The sequence below is a fragment of the Nocardia huaxiensis genome, assembly GCF_013744875.1.
In the GTDB taxonomy this organism is placed as follows: domain Bacteria; phylum Actinomycetota; class Actinomycetes; order Mycobacteriales; family Mycobacteriaceae; genus Nocardia; species Nocardia huaxiensis.
Genome location: NZ_CP059399.1, coordinates 2,239,966 through 2,254,039 on the forward strand (window position 1 = coordinate 2,239,966; position 14,074 = coordinate 2,254,039).

Annotated in this window: 16 protein-coding genes and 1 tRNA gene; 11 read left to right on the forward strand and 6 right to left on the reverse strand. The window is 67.6% G+C overall.

Annotated elements, in window-relative coordinates:
* Positions 1-28 precede the first annotated feature (28 nt).
* The 3 genes from adh (at position 29) to H0264_RS09910 (ending at position 3,098) form a co-directional block, all read left to right on the forward strand.
* Entirely contained in the window at positions 29-1,552 is a 1,524-nt protein-coding gene (adh, locus tag H0264_RS09900; RefSeq protein WP_181583688.1) for an aldehyde dehydrogenase, read from the forward strand.
* The gene (locus tag H0264_RS09905) at positions 1,552-2,085 is read left to right on the forward strand and encodes a DUF779 domain-containing protein (RefSeq protein ID WP_181583689.1); all 534 of its coding nucleotides are present in this window, start codon (positions 1,552-1,554) and stop codon (positions 2,083-2,085) included. The genes adh and H0264_RS09905 overlap by 1 nt, the downstream gene beginning before the upstream one ends.
* Before the next feature lie 149 nt (positions 2,086-2,234).
* Positions 2,235-3,098, forward strand: coding sequence for an NAD-dependent epimerase/dehydratase family protein (locus H0264_RS09910; protein WP_181583690.1), 864 nt, complete (start codon positions 2,235-2,237; stop codon positions 3,096-3,098).
* 92 nt (positions 3,099-3,190) lie between these two features.
* Here H0264_RS09910 and H0264_RS09915 read toward each other — a convergent pair whose 3' ends face one another.
* Together H0264_RS09915 and H0264_RS09920 are read right to left on the reverse strand one after the other, a co-directional pair.
* Entirely contained in the window at positions 3,191-3,586 is a 396-nt protein-coding gene (locus tag H0264_RS09915; protein ID WP_181583691.1) for a nuclear transport factor 2 family protein, read from the reverse strand.
* Positions 3,587-3,708: 122 nt separating this feature from the next.
* Positions 3,709-4,665 carry a LysR family transcriptional regulator gene (locus H0264_RS09920; protein WP_181583692.1) on the reverse strand — a complete coding sequence of 319 codons (957 nt, stop codon included), beginning with the start codon at positions 4,663-4,665 and terminating at the stop codon, positions 3,709-3,711.
* Between the two features lie 143 nt (positions 4,666-4,808).
* On the opposite strand from H0264_RS09920, the gene H0264_RS09925 reads away from it, so the two are divergent.
* From H0264_RS09925 to H0264_RS09935, 3 genes are all read left to right on the forward strand, one after another.
* Entirely contained in the window at positions 4,809-5,696 is an 888-nt protein-coding gene (locus H0264_RS09925) for a LysR family transcriptional regulator (RefSeq protein ID WP_181583693.1), read from the forward strand.
* A gap of 134 nt (positions 5,697-5,830) precedes the next feature.
* The gene (locus H0264_RS09930; RefSeq protein WP_181583694.1) at positions 5,831-6,283 is read left to right on the forward strand and encodes a GtrA family protein; all 453 of its coding nucleotides are present in this window, start codon (positions 5,831-5,833) and stop codon (positions 6,281-6,283) included.
* A gap of 124 nt (positions 6,284-6,407) precedes the next feature.
* Positions 6,408-7,802 (forward strand): lipase family protein, encoded by a 1,395-nt coding sequence (locus H0264_RS09935; protein WP_181583695.1) that lies wholly within the window; start codon positions 6,408-6,410, stop codon positions 7,800-7,802.
* Positions 7,803-7,855: 53 nt separating this feature from the next.
* Here H0264_RS09935 and H0264_RS09940 read toward each other — a convergent pair whose 3' ends face one another.
* Entirely contained in the window at positions 7,856-8,416 is a 561-nt protein-coding gene (locus H0264_RS09940) for a carboxymuconolactone decarboxylase family protein (protein WP_181583696.1), read from the reverse strand.
* A 141-nt stretch (positions 8,417-8,557) separates the two neighbouring features.
* Here H0264_RS09940 and H0264_RS09945 point away from each other — a divergent pair, with 141 nt between their 5' ends.
* Entirely contained in the window at positions 8,558-9,409 is an 852-nt protein-coding gene (locus H0264_RS09945; RefSeq protein ID WP_220139961.1) for an AraC family transcriptional regulator, read from the forward strand.
* Positions 9,410-9,542: 133 nt separating this feature from the next.
* Here the strand turns inward: H0264_RS09945 and H0264_RS09950 are convergent.
* Positions 9,543-9,615 (reverse strand) — tRNA-Ala (locus H0264_RS09950).
* A gap of 219 nt (positions 9,616-9,834) precedes the next feature.
* Between H0264_RS09950 and H0264_RS09955 the strand changes: the two genes are divergently transcribed.
* The gene (locus H0264_RS09955; RefSeq protein WP_231087162.1) at positions 9,835-10,665 is read left to right on the forward strand and encodes a phosphotransferase; all 831 of its coding nucleotides are present in this window, start codon (positions 9,835-9,837) and stop codon (positions 10,663-10,665) included.
* Here H0264_RS09955 and H0264_RS09960 read toward each other — a convergent pair.
* Positions 10,647-11,309, reverse strand: a complete 663-nt coding sequence (locus H0264_RS09960; protein ID WP_231083240.1) for a TetR/AcrR family transcriptional regulator — start codon at positions 11,307-11,309, stop codon at positions 10,647-10,649. The two genes, H0264_RS09955 and H0264_RS09960, sit on opposite strands and share 19 nt — an antisense overlap.
* A 27-nt stretch (positions 11,310-11,336) precedes the next feature.
* On the reverse strand, positions 11,337-12,056 hold the full coding sequence (locus H0264_RS09965) for a uracil-DNA glycosylase (protein ID WP_181583698.1): 720 nt from the start codon (positions 12,054-12,056) through the stop codon (positions 11,337-11,339).
* A gap of 107 nt (positions 12,057-12,163) precedes the next feature.
* On the opposite strand from H0264_RS09965, the gene H0264_RS09970 reads away from it, so the two are divergent.
* The 3 genes from H0264_RS09970 (at position 12,164) to H0264_RS09980 (ending at position 13,854) form a co-directional block, all read left to right on the forward strand.
* The gene (locus tag H0264_RS09970; RefSeq protein WP_181583699.1) at positions 12,164-12,826 is read left to right on the forward strand and encodes a trimeric intracellular cation channel family protein; all 663 of its coding nucleotides are present in this window, start codon (positions 12,164-12,166) and stop codon (positions 12,824-12,826) included.
* Between the two features lie 153 nt (positions 12,827-12,979).
* Positions 12,980-13,423: a GyrI-like domain-containing protein gene (locus tag H0264_RS09975; protein WP_181583700.1), complete on the forward strand. Its 444-nt coding sequence runs from the start codon at positions 12,980-12,982 to the stop codon at positions 13,421-13,423.
* Positions 13,420-13,854: an effector binding domain-containing protein gene (locus H0264_RS09980; RefSeq protein ID WP_181583701.1), complete on the forward strand. Its 435-nt coding sequence runs from the start codon at positions 13,420-13,422 to the stop codon at positions 13,852-13,854. The genes H0264_RS09975 and H0264_RS09980 overlap by 4 nt, the downstream gene beginning before the upstream one ends.
* Positions 13,855-14,074: the final 220 nt, after the last annotated feature.

Consider the following 14,074-nt stretch of genomic DNA (forward strand, 5'->3'; position numbering starts at 1 on the left):
GAGATGTCAGCTGATCGAGGAGTATTCGATGACCGTCTTCGCCCGCCCCGGAACGCCCGAGGCCGCCATGTCGTTCCAGGCCCGCTACGACAACTGGATCGGCGGGGAATGGGTGGCGCCCGTCAAGGGGCAGTACTTCGAGAATCCGACTCCCGTTACGGGACAAGCCTTCTGCGAGGTGGCGCGGGGCACGGCCGAGGACATCGAGCTGGCGCTGGATGCCGCGCACGCCGCCGCGCCCGCGTGGGGCAAGACCTCGGTCGCCGAGCGGGCCGTCCTGCTCAACAAGATCGCCGACCGGATGGCGGACAACCTGGAGGCGCTCGCGCTCGCGGAGACCTGGGACAACGGCAAGCCCATCCGCGAGACCCTGGCCGCCGACATCCCGCTCGCCATCGACCACTTCCGCTACTTCGCGGGAGCCATTCGCGCACAAGAGGGTTCACTGTCGCAGATCGACGACGACACCGTCGCCTACCACTTCCACGAGCCGCTCGGCGTGGTCGGCCAGATCATTCCGTGGAACTTCCCGATCCTCATGGCGGTGTGGAAGCTGGCCCCCGCGCTGGCGGCCGGAAACGCGGTGGTGCTCAAGCCCGCCGAGCAGACCCCGGCCTCGATCCTGTTCCTGATGAGCCTCATCGGCGACCTGCTCCCGCCGGGAGTCGTCAACGTGGTCAATGGATTCGGCGTGGAGGCGGGCAAGCCGCTGGCCTCCAGCCCGCGCATCCGCAAGATCGCCTTCACCGGTGAGACCACCACCGGCCGCCTCATCATGCAGTACGCCTCGGAGAACCTGATCCCGGTCACTCTGGAGCTGGGCGGCAAGAGCCCCAATATCTTCTTCTCCGATGTGCTTGCGGCCGACGACGATTTCCGCGACAAGGCCCTCGAGGGTTTCACCATGTTCGCGCTCAATCAGGGCGAGGTCTGCACCTGCCCGTCCCGCGCGCTCATTCAGGCCGGCATCTACGACGACTTCCTCGGCGCGGCGGTGGTTCGCACCAAGGCCGTCAAGCAGGGCGACCCGCTCGACACCGAGACCATGATCGGCGCCCAGGCCAGCAACGACCAGCTCGAAAAGATCCTGTCCTACATCGAGATCGGCAAGGGTGAGGGCGCGACCCTGCTCACCGGCGGCGAGCGCGCCGACCTCGGCGGTGACCTGTCCGGCGGCTACTACGTGCAGCCGACCGTCTTCACCGGCGACAATTCCATGCGCATTTTCCAGGAGGAGATCTTCGGCCCCGTGGTCTCGGTGACCTCCTTCGCCGACTACGACGATGCTGTCAAGATCGCCAACGACACCCTGTACGGTCTCGGCGCCGGCGTCTGGTCCCGTGACGGCAGTGTCGCCTACCGGGTGGGTCGCGACATCCAGGCCGGCCGGGTCTGGACCAACACCTATCACCAGTACCCCGCGCACGCCGCCTTCGGCGGCTACAAGCAGTCCGGCATCGGCCGCGAAACCCATCGCATGATGCTCGACCACTATCAGCAGACCAAGAACCTCCTGGTCAGCTACGCACCCAAGGCCATGGGCTTCTTCTGATGCCCCCCAACGCGATTCCGGCGCGCGTGCGCGCCACCGCGGCGGCGATGGACCTCCTCCATCGCCTCCGCACCACGCACGGCCCCCTCATGCTGCACCAGTCCGGCGGCTGCTGCGACGGCTCCGCCCCCATGTGCTATCCCGCAGGCGAATTCCGGATCGGCGACCGGGACGTGCTGCTCGGCCTGCTCGATCTGCGCCTGCGGGCGGGGGATATGCCCGCAGCCGCTGTCGAGCCGGAAGACGCGGTCCCCGTGTGGATTTCCGGCCCGCAGTTCGCCGCGTGGCGGCACACGCAGCTGGTCCTGGATGTCGTCCCCGGCCGCGGTTCCGGTTTCAGCCTCGAGGCGCCAGAGGGTTGCCGATTCCTCAGCCGGGCACGAGTTTTCAGCCCGGCGGAACTCGAAAACCTTGCCGCGCAAGAACCCCTGACCGGGGCGGACTGGGCTTCGGGCCGACGACCGGACCCGCCCTCCGAACCGCAGGTGGTCACCGAGGCCGCTGACGCCTGCCCCGTCCCCGGCGGCCGGTGACCGCGTCCTCCGGGATTGCATCGAACCCTCACGGCCGCAGGTTTGCCGCCGCCGACTGGTGGAAAGTGTCGTCGCGTAATACTGTACCGGGGTACGGTACGCCTGCGGTGCGGGCTCCGGACGGTTGATGCAACCAGGAGGAGATTTCCATGCGAGTACTACTCATCGGTGCCAGCGGCTATGTGGGTTCCGCTGTCGCCGAACACCTTTCATCGCTCGGCCAGGAGGTCGTGGCGCTCGAACGCCCCGGCGCCGCCGCGACCGGGTACGAGACCCGCACGGGAGATCTGACCGACCCGGCCTCGCTGACCGCCGCGGTCACCCCCGACATCGACGCCGTCGTCAACCTGGCCACCCCCAGCGGCGATGCGGCCGTCGACGCGGCCGCGATCACCGCGCTGACCGATCCGCTGCGCGGCACCGGCAAGCCGTTCGTCTACACCAGTGGAATCTGGGTGCTCGGCGCGACCGACGGGGCCGACGAAACCACGCCGACCAACCCGATTCCCATCGTCGGGTACCGTCCCGACATCGAACGCCAGGTCCTCGCGCTCGCCGACGCGGATGTCCGCGCGGCCGTCATCCGCCCCGGTATCGTGCACGGCCGTGGCGGCGGCATCCCCGCCCTCCTGGTCGATCTGGCCCGCAAGCACGAGGCGCCCGTGGTCGTCGCCGACCCCGCGGTCGTGTGGCCCATGGTCCACATCGACGATCTGGCCGACCTTTTCGCCAAGGTCGTCGACGCCGCGCCCGCCGGTTCGGTCTGGCACGGCATCAGTCAGCCCGCCGTCCCGGTCGCAGACCTGGCCGTGGCCGCCGGCCGGGCGGCCGGCGTCTCCGGTGAGATCAAGGTCTGGCCTCTCGACGAGGCCCGAGCCGAACTGGGCGCGCTCTTCGCCGACGCCCTGGCGCTGAGCCAGGCCATCACCGGTCGAGCCGGAATCGACCGGCTGCGTTGGGAACCCGCGGGCCCCGACGTCATTTCGGACCTGACCAGCGGTTCCTACCGCTGATCGGCGCGCGCCGTGTGCACGAGCCCGTCGCACCACCCGGCGGGCCGCGCACACCGGTGCACGGCGGCGGCCGACCCCCACCGGCGGCTCGATTACGCGCCGGCGGTGTCGGTAGCCAACGGCACCTCACCCGCGGTCTTGCTGTACCCGAGTGCCTCGGTGATCCGGCCCGCGCGCACCCGCATGAGGTTCACGCCCTCGACCCATTCGTCGGCCCCGGCCCCGTAGCGGTAGTGCCAGCGGATGGTGGCCCGGTCCCCGGCGACAATCACCTCTTGTGGCTGGAACCGCGTAGACCGGTCCTCGATCAGGGTCTTCCACCAGATCAGGCAGTCCTCCCGCCCTTCCACCCGCTCCCCGGTCGGCGCGGGCTGCACCGACTCCATGACGCAATCCTCGTCGACGAGGTCGTCGAGCAGCTCGGGCGCGGTCTCGGTGAACGCGCGATTGAACAGGTCCATGACCTCGGCCGTACTGCGAATCGGCATGGGCACATCCTCGAAAGCGGAGGGACAGTTGCCATTCGATTCTGCGGAGCCCGAAAACTCCGGCAAAACAATCTTTTCCGGTGCCTGCGACCAACACGGTTTGTGCCGCCAGCTCGCCCGCGTCATGCCGTCACTCCTCGTACAGCGCTGATCAGCTCCTGCACCAAACCTTCCGGAGCCTGTTCGTTCCACATGACCACCGCGTCGATACGGGGCGCGTCGGCCAGCGGAAGCAGCCGGGATCCACTGTCCGCGTGCCGCTGTGCCATGGATTCCGGAGCCAGCCAGATGCCCTGCCGCCGTGCCGCGATGATCGGACCGTGCTCCCAGTTCAGCACCACCGGATCACGCATGGACCGGCCCGGGCGCAAGGCGGCGACCCAATCCCGTTCCACCGCTTCGGACACGAAGATGGCGGGCAGCACCATCGGATCCTCGGCCAGCTCGGCCAGCACCAGCACGTCGTGGTCGGCGAAACGGTGGTCGCGCGAGACCGTCGCCACCCACGCCTCGGATTCGATGACGCTGTGCCGCAACCGGGTTCCATCGAGCGGGAGCCAGCCGAACCCGGCATCCGCGCGGCCCGACTCGAGCGCGCGTACCCCCTCCGGTATGGTCCGCACGCTGACCAGATCCAGCCGCAGTTCCGGCACCGCCGCCTCCAACGCGTCGGCCATCCGGATGAGGAACGGCGCGGTCTGGCACGGGTAGCCCAGCACCCGCAATCTCTTGCTGGACTGCCCCGCCGCGGAATTCACGCGTTCGGCCAGCGCGATCCAGCCGTCGACCAGTGCCGCGGACCCCTCCGCCAGCGCCTGTCCGGCCTCGGTCAACCGCACCCCGCGCGGACCGCGCACCAGCAGGGTCGCCCCCAAGGCCCGCTCCAGCTGCCGGATCTGGGACGAGAGCGTCTGCTGTGTCAGGTGCAATCGCGCCGCCGCCCGTGTGATGTTGCCTTCCGACGCCACCATCAGGAACGCCTCGAGCAGCCGAACATTCAGCTCCGGCAGTACATCCCGCGCGTTCGGCTGGTAGGGCCACCGACCCGCGTGTGCCGGAACATCGCCAGCACTCACCATGCGAACAACTCCTCATCTGTGAAATCCCCGCCGACCACCGTGATCGATGGAGCCCTGCTTAGAATGGGCGGCCCGGACGGGGCCGAACAACGACGAAAAGCGCAATGCGGCATTAACCGCGGAGTAAGTGAGGCGGGAACCGCGTGGAACTGCGCGACATCGAGATCTTCTTGACCCTGGCCGAAGAACTGCACTTCGGGCGTACCGCCGAGCGGTTGCACGTCACCCCGGCCCGCATCACCCAGGCGATCAAGAAGCAGGAGCGGAAGATCGGCGCGCTGCTGTTCGAGCGTACGAATCGCACCGTGCGGCTCACCGCGGTCGGGGAGCAGCTGCGCGGCGATCTGCTGCCGCACTACGAGGGCTTCGCGCACAGTATGCAGCGCGCCAAACTGGCTGCCAGCGGGCAGACCGCGGTGCTGCGCGTGGGCTTGATGCCGTTCAACATCAGTGAGTTCCGCGTCTTCTGGGACACGTTCCGGGAGCGACATCCCATGTGGCAGTTGCGACTTCGCCGCATGCACTACACCGATCCGTTCGAACAGCTGCGCACCGGCGAATTCGATGCCGCGGTTCTGTGGCTCCCGGTGCGGGAGCCGGATTTCGTGGTGGGACCGACGCTGTGCACCGATCCCCGGGTGCTGGCGGTCGCCGACGACCACGTACTGGCCGGGCGCACCGAGGTTTCGATCGAGGAGATCGCCGACTTCCCGGTTGCCATGGCGCCGCTGGGGGCGCGCTACTGGGAGGAAGGGTATCTGCCGTTCAGCACTCCCGGTGGCCGCCCGCTCACCCGCGGCACCCCTAGCCTGCACGCCGACGATCTGATCGACATGGTGAGCACCGGTGAGGTCGTGCACCCGTTCCCCGGCCATGTGCGAAGGCACTGGGGCATGTCCAACATCGACTTCATCCCCATCGTGGATATGCCGCCGCTGTCTTTCGCGCTGGTCTGGCGCGGTGAGTCCGAGGACGAGCCGATCCGCGCCCTGGCCGAGGTCGTTCGAGAGCTCGGCCCCCGGACACTCTGAGCGGCACGCCTGCCCCAACCGGACGCCCCCGATCAGCGCTGTTCCCACCCCGATCTTGCATATACGTATACGCCTACGTATATTCGAATCGTGCCGCAGCAGCGGCGCGGACCAGTGCCTGATCGGAATGACCCATGACCGTCCTGCAGACAGCCCAGCCGGGAATGCTCTTCGGAGCCGTCGGCGTGATGCGGTACCTCCGTGGCGATCACGCTTTCGCTCAGCTGATCCGGTTCGCGCTGGTCGGCGGCTTCAGCAATATCGCCTACGTGCTGCTTTTCGCGGCCTTGAACGGCAGCGGTCCGCTGGTCGCCAATATCGCCGGATCGATCGTGAGCACGGTGATCGCGAACGAACTGCACCGACAGCTCACGTTCCGCGCGGCCGGGCGGGTCGGTTGGCTCACCGCACAGTGGGAGGGCGGCGGCCTGGCCGCGCTCGGCCTGTTGATCAGCACCGCGGCCCTGGCCCTGCTCGAGTTCTGGGCGCCGGGTTTGGACCAGATCGAGCAGGCGAGCGCCGTGGTCGTCGTCATGGCCGCGGTCGGCGGACTCCGCTTTCTCGCACTGCGCGGCTTCGTCTTCTGACTCCCGTCGATCAGGACGGTGTCGGCGAAGCGTGAGCGACAACGCCATGGCGTCCTACATGCGAGAGCCCTCCCGATCAATCTGGAACCTGTTACAGTTCCGTGCTGAGGGGAAGGTGGGGCCGATGTCGGCGAATCAGAAATTCCGTTACGGGGGAAGGGTTTTCGCGCAGGCGGTACGTGTACTGCTGCCGGTGGCCGTTGTCCTCGCAACCGCCGGTGCCATCGCGGCTCCGGCGGCGGCTGCGCCGAATACCGCCGATCCGTTCTACACTCCGCCCGCCGATTATGAAGCGGCGCAACCGGGAACGATCCTGCGCACCCGCTCGATCGAGCCGAGCTTTTCGCAGCTGATCCCCATGCGGGTCGACGCGTGGCAGCTGCTCTACCGGACCACCGATGCCGGCGGCCGTCCGTACGCCGCTGTCACGACAGTGCTGAAGCCTGTTGACATGGCACGGCCGACAGCGCTGCTGTCCTACCAGAACATGACCGATGCCGTTGCGCCGCACTGCCAGCCGTCGCAGACCCTGCAACAGGGCAAGGTGCCCTGGTTCGACCTCTCCAGCTCGAGCCCGATCCAGCTCTCGACAATGGCCAATGAAACCCCCATGGTCGCCGCCGCACTCGCGCGCGGCTGGGCGGTGTCGGTGCCCGACCACGGCGGCGTGGACAATAACTCCGGGGGCTATCGAGAACCCGGATACGTTGTCCTGGACGGTATTCGGGCAGCCACAGCGTTCGATTCCCTGAGTCTCGACCCGGATACCCGGACCGTGCTGTGGGGATACTCGGGCGGCGGGATGGCCAGTAGCTGGGCCGCGCGGGAACAGCCGAGCTACGCCCCCGAACTGAACCTGGTCGGCGCGGCCCTCGGTGCACCGGTGGCCGACACCCGGGCAGCCCTCCTGGCTACCAACGGCACCCCTGTCGGCGGTGCATTCGTTCTGCTCGGCTTGATCGGCATGGTGCAGGACTCCCCGGAATTCGCCGCAGCCCTGAACCGCTACCTCACCCCCGCCGGCCGCCAGAAGATCACCGAGGCAATGGCCAACTGCGCCCCGCAGAACATGGCCTCTTTCTTGGGATTCGACGCGAACCAGTTCCTCACGGCCCCGCTCGAGCATGTGCTGGCCGATCCGATCATCGGCGCGGCATTGACCGCCCGCAACCTCGACGCCCCCGCCCCGACCGCGCCCCTCTACGTCTACAACGCCATCGACGACGAGGGCAGCACGATCGCCGCCGTCGACGCCTTCGTCGAAAACCACTGCGCCACCGGCACATCGGTGACCTACCGCCGATCACAGCTGTCGATGCCGCTGTCCGGCCACACCGGCGAATGGTTCCTGGGCGCCCCCGCCGCCCTGGCCTGGCTGCAACAGCAGGTCGAGGACCCATCCCCGCAAACCGGCTGCGACACCCGAACCATCCCCACAACCGCCGTAGAGCCCGAAGCCCTGGAGGCTCTCACCTCGGGAATCCTCACCGGCTCGATCCGCGCCCTGCTGGGCTTCTGAACCAAGATTGCCTCGCTACGGCCACGCCGACGCCATAGCGGCCGCACCGGCAGCTAGCGGGCGGATGCCCCATCGGCCTGCCGCAGGCCCACCGTGGGGAAGTCGACCGGTACCGCGAGGGCGATATTGATGTAGTTGGTGAACAGGTTGAGTGCGACCTGGCCGATCACCTCGACAATGTGCTCATCGCTCCAGCCCTCGTCGCGGAGTGCCTGCACGTCTGCCGGGGTGACCTGACCGCGCTCTTCCACCAGCTTCAGTGCGAAACCCAGCAGCGCCGCGGTCCGCGGATCGTCGGAATCACCCGTTTGTGCGGCTCGCAGCGCCGCAGGGCTGACGCCGGCCTTGCGTCCGAGGGCGGTGTGCGCGGCCAGGCAGTACTCGCACGAATTTCGGTTGGCGACCGCCACGGCGATCTGTTCGCTGAGGGCCGATCCCAGCGCGCCGCCGCCGAAGGCGCCGAACGCGGCCCACATGCTGGTCAGTGCGGCAGGTGAATTCGCGACCGCTCGGAACATCGCGGGCACGGTCCCGAACGCCGCATGAATGAGATCCAGCTGGTCCCTGACGATTCCGGTCGCGGATTCGCGTTCGACAAAGGGGACGAGAGACATGGTGTGCTCCTAGGGTCGTGGCTCGGACGACGCCCCGGCGGTGCCCCGCCGGATGACGTACTCCCAGACTGCCCGCGCACCGTGGACGTATTGATGCAATTCATCCCGATTACTTACCAAATCGTCTGGCATCCTTGGTGTGTGGCTTCCCTCGACCAGCTCTCGCCCCTGCTCGAACGCTTCCGCGTGCGAACCCGTCTGTTCCACGCCGGACCGCTCTGCGGCGTAACGACTTTCGACGCACGCCTGGGGCGAGGGTTCCTCCACGTGCTCCGCCGCGGCGAAATGGAAGTGACACACCAGGCCGACTGCGGCCGCCTGGAAACTCGCCACATCGACCAACCCAGCCTGCTGTTCTACCCCCGCCCCCTGGACCACGCCTTCCACAACGCCCCCACGCTGGACTCCGACTTCACCTGCGCCACACTCGATTTCGATGGCGGTCCCACCCATCCCCTGGTCCGGACCCTCCCGCCCCTGATCGTCCTCCCCCTGAGCGCGGTCCCCACCCTGGAACCGGCCCTCGACGTCCTCTTCGCCGAAATGGACAACGTCCGCAACGGCCGAAAAGCCCTGGCCGACAGACTCTTCGAAGTGGTCCTCATCCAACTCTTCCGCTGGATCCTCGACCACGCCGAAGACCTCTCCCTCCCCGCCGGCCTCCTCCCCGGCCTGGCCGACGAAAACCTCGCCCGAGCCCTGGTGGCCATCCACGAATCTCCCGCCCACCCCTGGACCCTGGCCACCCTGGCCCGCGAAGCCCACATGTCCCGCAGCACCTTCGCCGCCCGCTTCAAAACCCTGGTAGGCCAACCCCCCGCCGACTACCTCACCACCTGGCGCATAACCCTCGCCCAAGACCGCCTCCGAGCCGGCGCCTCGGTGGCCCGAACCGCCACCGAACTCGGCTACGCCACCCCACCGGCCTTCACCCGAGCCTTCACCCAAAAAGTAGGCTGCTCCCCCCGCACCTGGCTCGCAACAACCCGCTGAACCGCCACTCCATATGCCGGCCCGCAGCGAATCAACCACACAATTCACCACAGTGCCCTGCGGAACCCGCGACCCTGATCGCGCCAAAAACGAGATCAGCCCCCGGCGAATCGCCGAGGGCTGATCTTTCTTGTGGAGCTAAGGGGAATCGAACCCCTGACCTTCTCGATGCGAACGAGACGCGCTACCAACTGCGCTATAGCCCCAGCCGCTGACCGTTTCCGGCCTGCGGTGAAGAACTTTAGCAGGTGGGTTGGGGAAGAGCCGAATCGGCTGGTTATTGGGGGTTTTTCTAGGATTGGGGGATGGATATGACGGGGTTTACGGGGATGGTGGCGGGGTGGGAGGAGAGGGTCAGGGGGATGTTGGCGGGGTCGCCGATGCCGGAGTTGGCGGAGGGGCGGGTTCGGGTGTTGGGGGCGGGGATGGACAGTGTGGCGCTGTTGGTGAGCGGTGGGGCGGGGGAGTTCGTGGTGCGGTTGCCGAAGGGGGAGGACGGGGCGAAGGGGATTGCGGTGGAGGGGCGGGTTCTGCCGGAGTTGGGGGAGGGCTTGTCGGTGCGGATTCCGCGGTTTGCGTTCATGGCGGCGAATCCGTTGGGGCCGGGGGAGTGCTGTGTGTATCCGGCGGTTCCGGGGGAGTCGCTCAGTGATGGGGCGTGGCGGGAGCGGGGGCTGTTGAGCGACGAGAACGCGGGGGTGGTGGCTCGGTTCATCGAAGAGGTGCACGGGTTTTCGGTGGGGCGGGCTCGGGAACTCGGGGTGGGGGAGCGGGATATGCGGTCGGAGTTCGGGGAGGATCTGGAATTGGTTCGGGCGCAGGTGGTTCCGCTGTTGCCGACGCGGGAGGGGCGGCGGCTGCTCGAGGTGTGGGAGGGATATCTGGAGGGGGAGGCCAACTTTCGGTATGAACCGGCCGTGATGCATGCGGACGTGAGTCTGGATCATCTGCTGGTGACGGGGGATCGGATCACGGGGGTGATCGATTTCGGGGATTTGCAGATCGGGGATCCGGATTACGATCTCTGCTACCTGTGGACGGATGCGGGGGCGGAATTCGTTGGGCGGGTGCAGGATCGGCGGGGGAAGACGGTGGATGCGGTGCTCAGGGGAAAACTGGATTTCTGGGCTTGTTCGGATTCGGCGATCGATGTGCTGCATGCGATCGAGCACGATATGCCGGAGTTCCGCGAGGAGAGCGTGCGGAACCTGCGGGCGGCGCTGGGGGAGTACGGCGGTCAGGCGGGGACGCTGTAGGAGTCGAGGACTCGGAGGAAGAGGTCTACGCGCTGGGATTGGACCGCGGGGTTGTCGGGTTCCAGCAGGCATTGGGCGAGGGTGCCGTCGTGGACGGCCACCAGGGCCCGGCCCAGGGCCTCGGGGGCGGGGACGCGGCGGCCCTGGGATTCCAGGAGGCGGACGACCACGGGGGTCAGGGCCGCGCTGATCGCGGATTCGCGGGCGACCATGACCTGGCGCAGCGCGGGGGTGCGCAGGGCGTGGGCGGTGAACTCGGAGGTGATGCGGAACCACTTGTCGTCCACCGGAACTGCTTCGAGGATGTGCTCGACCAGGCGGCGGGGGTCGGTGGTGACGTCGAGGGCGGCGCTGTCGTCGAGGAAGGCGGTCACGTGGGCGAGCATGGCGGCGGAGCGCTGCTCCCACATGGCGAGGAAGACCTCGTCGAGGGAGGTGAAGTTGGAGTAGAAGGCGCCGCGGGTGTAGCCGGCGCGGTCGCAGAGCTGTTCGACGGTGCAGCGGCCGAGACCGTCCTCGGCGAAGGCTTCGAACGCGGCGTCGAGCAGGCGCTGTCGGGTTTCGGAGCGGCGGCGCTTCACCCGCACCGGCGCTGCCGTGTCTTCTCCGGCATCGCCATCGGTCGAGTTTCCGCCCCTGTTCACGAACCGAATACTAACCAATCGGCCTGTTCATGGCCGTGGACGCAGGCCCGCGGCGGTGGCGGCGGAGACCAGCACGGCCTCGATCATGGCGGGGGTGAGGCGGCCGGTGAAGGTGTTCTGCTGGCTCGGGTGGTAGCAGCCGAAGACCTCCAGGGGCGCGCCTGCGGGCACCGCGGAGGCGAGGGTCACGTGCGCGCCGTGGCCGAACTTGGGTCTGGGTTTCGGTACCGCCCAACCGGATTCGGCCAATGCCGGGAACAGGGCCTGCCAGCCCCAGCCTCCGAGGACGACGATCGCGCGAACCGAAGGCCGCAGCAGCTGTAGTTCGGTGTCCAGCCAGTGCCGGCAGTTGTCGCGCTCGCCGGGCGTCGGCTTGTTGTCCGGCGGCGCGCAGTGCACCGGCGCGGTGACCCGCGTACCGAGCAGTCGCAGACCGTCGTCGGGATGAGTGCTCGTGGGCTGGTTCGCGAGCCCGGCGCGATACATGGCCGCGATGAGCACATCCGCCGCCCGGTCGCCGGTGAACATCCGCCCGGTTCGATTGCCGCCGTGGGCGGCCGGCGCCAGCCCGACCACCAGCAGTCGCGCATCCCCGGGCCCGAAGCTGGGAACAGGCCGTCCCCAATAGGTTTCGTCCCGGAACGCGGCGCGCTTGTCCCGAGCCACCTGTTCCCGCCACGCCACCAATCGCGGGCACGCGCGGCATTCGGTGATCTCGTGGTCCAGCTCGGCGATGGTGCGGCACACCCCGCCGACTCAACCACACGGACCGCCACCGCAGGCCGAACCGGGGCCGCCCGGCATACTGTGCCCCGGTAGCCGAGAGTTTGCGATTGAGAAGGGAACCGGCCCGTATGAGTGACCTCGTCGAGCTCGGCACTGCGGTCGATGCCGCGCAGGGCGTGGGAAACACCTTGGGCGTGTTCGCCTTCGGAGTATCCGGTGCGCTGCTGGCGGTGCGCCGACAGTTCGACGTGGTCGGTATCACCGTGCTCGCGGTCGCCACCGCCACCGGCGGCGGCATCATCCGTGATGTCATCATCGGCGCGACACCGCCGACGGCCTTCGTGAATCCGATGCTCGCGGGCGTGGCTCTACTATCCGCACTCGTCATCTTCTTCTGGCATCCCCCGCGCAAGCTGGTCCGCACCCCGCTCAATGTCGCCGACGCCATCGGCCTCGGAATCTTCTGTGTCACCGGCACGGTCGCCGCCTTTCAGCACGGCATGTCCACCTGGGCCGCCGCGGCGCTCGGCGTGGTCACCGCGGTCGGCGGCGGCATCATTCGCGATGTGCTGGCCGGTGTCACGCCCAGCGTGCTCAGCGACGGCGAGCTCTACGCGGTGCCCGCGCTGCTGGGTTCGGCGGTCACCGCCGCACTGCTGCACTTCGGCTTCTACACCTATTGGACGGGCGGTCTGGCCGGTGCGGGTGCGGTCGGGCTGCGCCTGATCGCGCTGTGGCGGCACTGGCACGCGCCGGTCGCCCGCCCGCATCGCCGGCGCGATCCGGTGTGATCTTCGGTCGCCCCGCGACCAGCCGCGATGACCGTGCGGCGAGTCACGCGCATCGGCACATGTCGTGTCGCGGAACACTGTCCGATGCGGTTGATAGCATGGCGAAGGTTGGCCGACGGGCTGTGCATCACATCTCCGAGAGAGTTCCTACCAATGCAGTTTGAGATCGTCGAGCGGGACGAGACGTGGGTGGCCGGGCTGCCGGTGCGCAGCCCCAAACGTGCCCTCGGGGAACTGCGCGATCACGACCTGGAGGTGGCCTGGGCCGCCGTCCTGCATCAGGAACTGGGCGGACCGCTGGCCTCGGCGTACACCGATTACGCGGCCGAACTCGGCACCTACAACACGCAGATCGTCGGCTATCAGTGCGAGTCGTTCGAGGATGTCACGCGCGGGCACATCGTGGCGCGGCTGGCGGGCGGCACCTATGCCCGGTTCTCGTCGGTGGGCAACTTCCCGACGGTGATGACGGATCTATGGACGCAGATCGCCTACGCCGAGGAGCACAAGCAGATCAAGCGCACCTACACCGGCGATTTCGAGTGCTACCCACACGCGTACAAGATCGAGCTGTATCTGGCGGTCGAACCCTCATGACCTATTCGATCGTGGTCCGCTCCGGCGGCGTGTACGGCGGGCTCGTGGTGCCGCGGGTGCGGCCGAGCTTCAAGGTGAGCAACAGCGAGCTCATCGAATTCCTGCGTGATCGCCTGCGTGACCGCAACGGCGTCGAGCGTCCGCTGGCCACGGTGTACGTGCCGGATCCGGCGGGCAACTACAACGTGCTGGTGTCCTACGAGTACCCGACGCCGCACGATGTCCCGATCGGCGATGTGCTGATCCGGGTTCCCAAGGGCGTCTACGCCCGCTTCCAGCCGAACGGCGACTACCACGATCCGGCCGAGGACGTATGGGCGCAGGTCGACGATGCGACGGCGTCGGCGGAGATCACCCGGGCCTACCGGGAAGAGATCGAGATCTGGTCCGGCCCTTCTGAACTGGAGCTTTTCATCTCCATCCTGGTGTAATTGCTGCCGATTAACTGAATCGAAACCGACCGGTCCTGTGGTTGTGATTCATGACTGATAGCAATGGTTTGACCAGCGCGGATTTCCGCATCCCCATTCGGGTTTCGGAACGTTTGCCAGACACCTGGACAATTTTATCCCCGTGACGGATACTCCCCTAGGTGCCCATGCCAGGCACGGTCGATGCACGACCGTATCGGGCGGGAGCTCGGTAGCCGCG

Bases quoted from the DNA above. Each gene is read 5' to 3' on its own strand.
- H0264_RS09915 (WP_181583691.1), bottom strand. From the start codon at position 3,586: ATGCCGATTCGCAGTACGGCCGAGGTCATGGACCTGTTCAATCGCGCG.
- H0264_RS09910 (WP_181583690.1), top strand. From the start codon at position 2,235: ATGCGAGTACTACTCATCGGTGCCAGCGGCTATGTGGGTTCCGCTGTC.
- H0264_RS09955 (WP_231087162.1), top strand. From the start codon at position 9,835: ATGGACAGTGTGGCGCTGTTGGTGAGCGGTGGGGCGGGGGAGTTCGTG.
- H0264_RS09935 (WP_181583695.1), top strand. From the start codon at position 6,408: ATGTCGGCGAATCAGAAATTCCGTTACGGGGGAAGGGTTTTCGCGCAG.
- H0264_RS09920 (WP_181583692.1), bottom strand. From the start codon at position 4,665: ATGGTGAGTGCTGGCGATGTTCCGGCACACGCGGGTCGGTGGCCCTAC.
- H0264_RS09975 (WP_181583700.1), top strand. From the start codon at position 12,980: ATGCAGTTTGAGATCGTCGAGCGGGACGAGACGTGGGTGGCCGGGCTG.
- H0264_RS09970 (WP_181583699.1), top strand. From the start codon at position 12,164: ATGAGTGACCTCGTCGAGCTCGGCACTGCGGTCGATGCCGCGCAGGGC.
- H0264_RS09930 (WP_181583694.1), top strand. From the start codon at position 5,831: ATGACCGTCCTGCAGACAGCCCAGCCGGGAATGCTCTTCGGAGCCGTC.
- H0264_RS09980 (WP_181583701.1), top strand. From the start codon at position 13,420: ATGACCTATTCGATCGTGGTCCGCTCCGGCGGCGTGTACGGCGGGCTC.
- adh (WP_181583688.1), top strand. From the start codon at position 29: ATGACCGTCTTCGCCCGCCCCGGAACGCCCGAGGCCGCCATGTCGTTC.
- H0264_RS09940 (WP_181583696.1), bottom strand. From the start codon at position 8,416: ATGTCTCTCGTCCCCTTTGTCGAACGCGAATCCGCGACCGGAATCGTC.
- H0264_RS09905 (WP_181583689.1), top strand. From the start codon at position 1,552: ATGCCCCCCAACGCGATTCCGGCGCGCGTGCGCGCCACCGCGGCGGCG.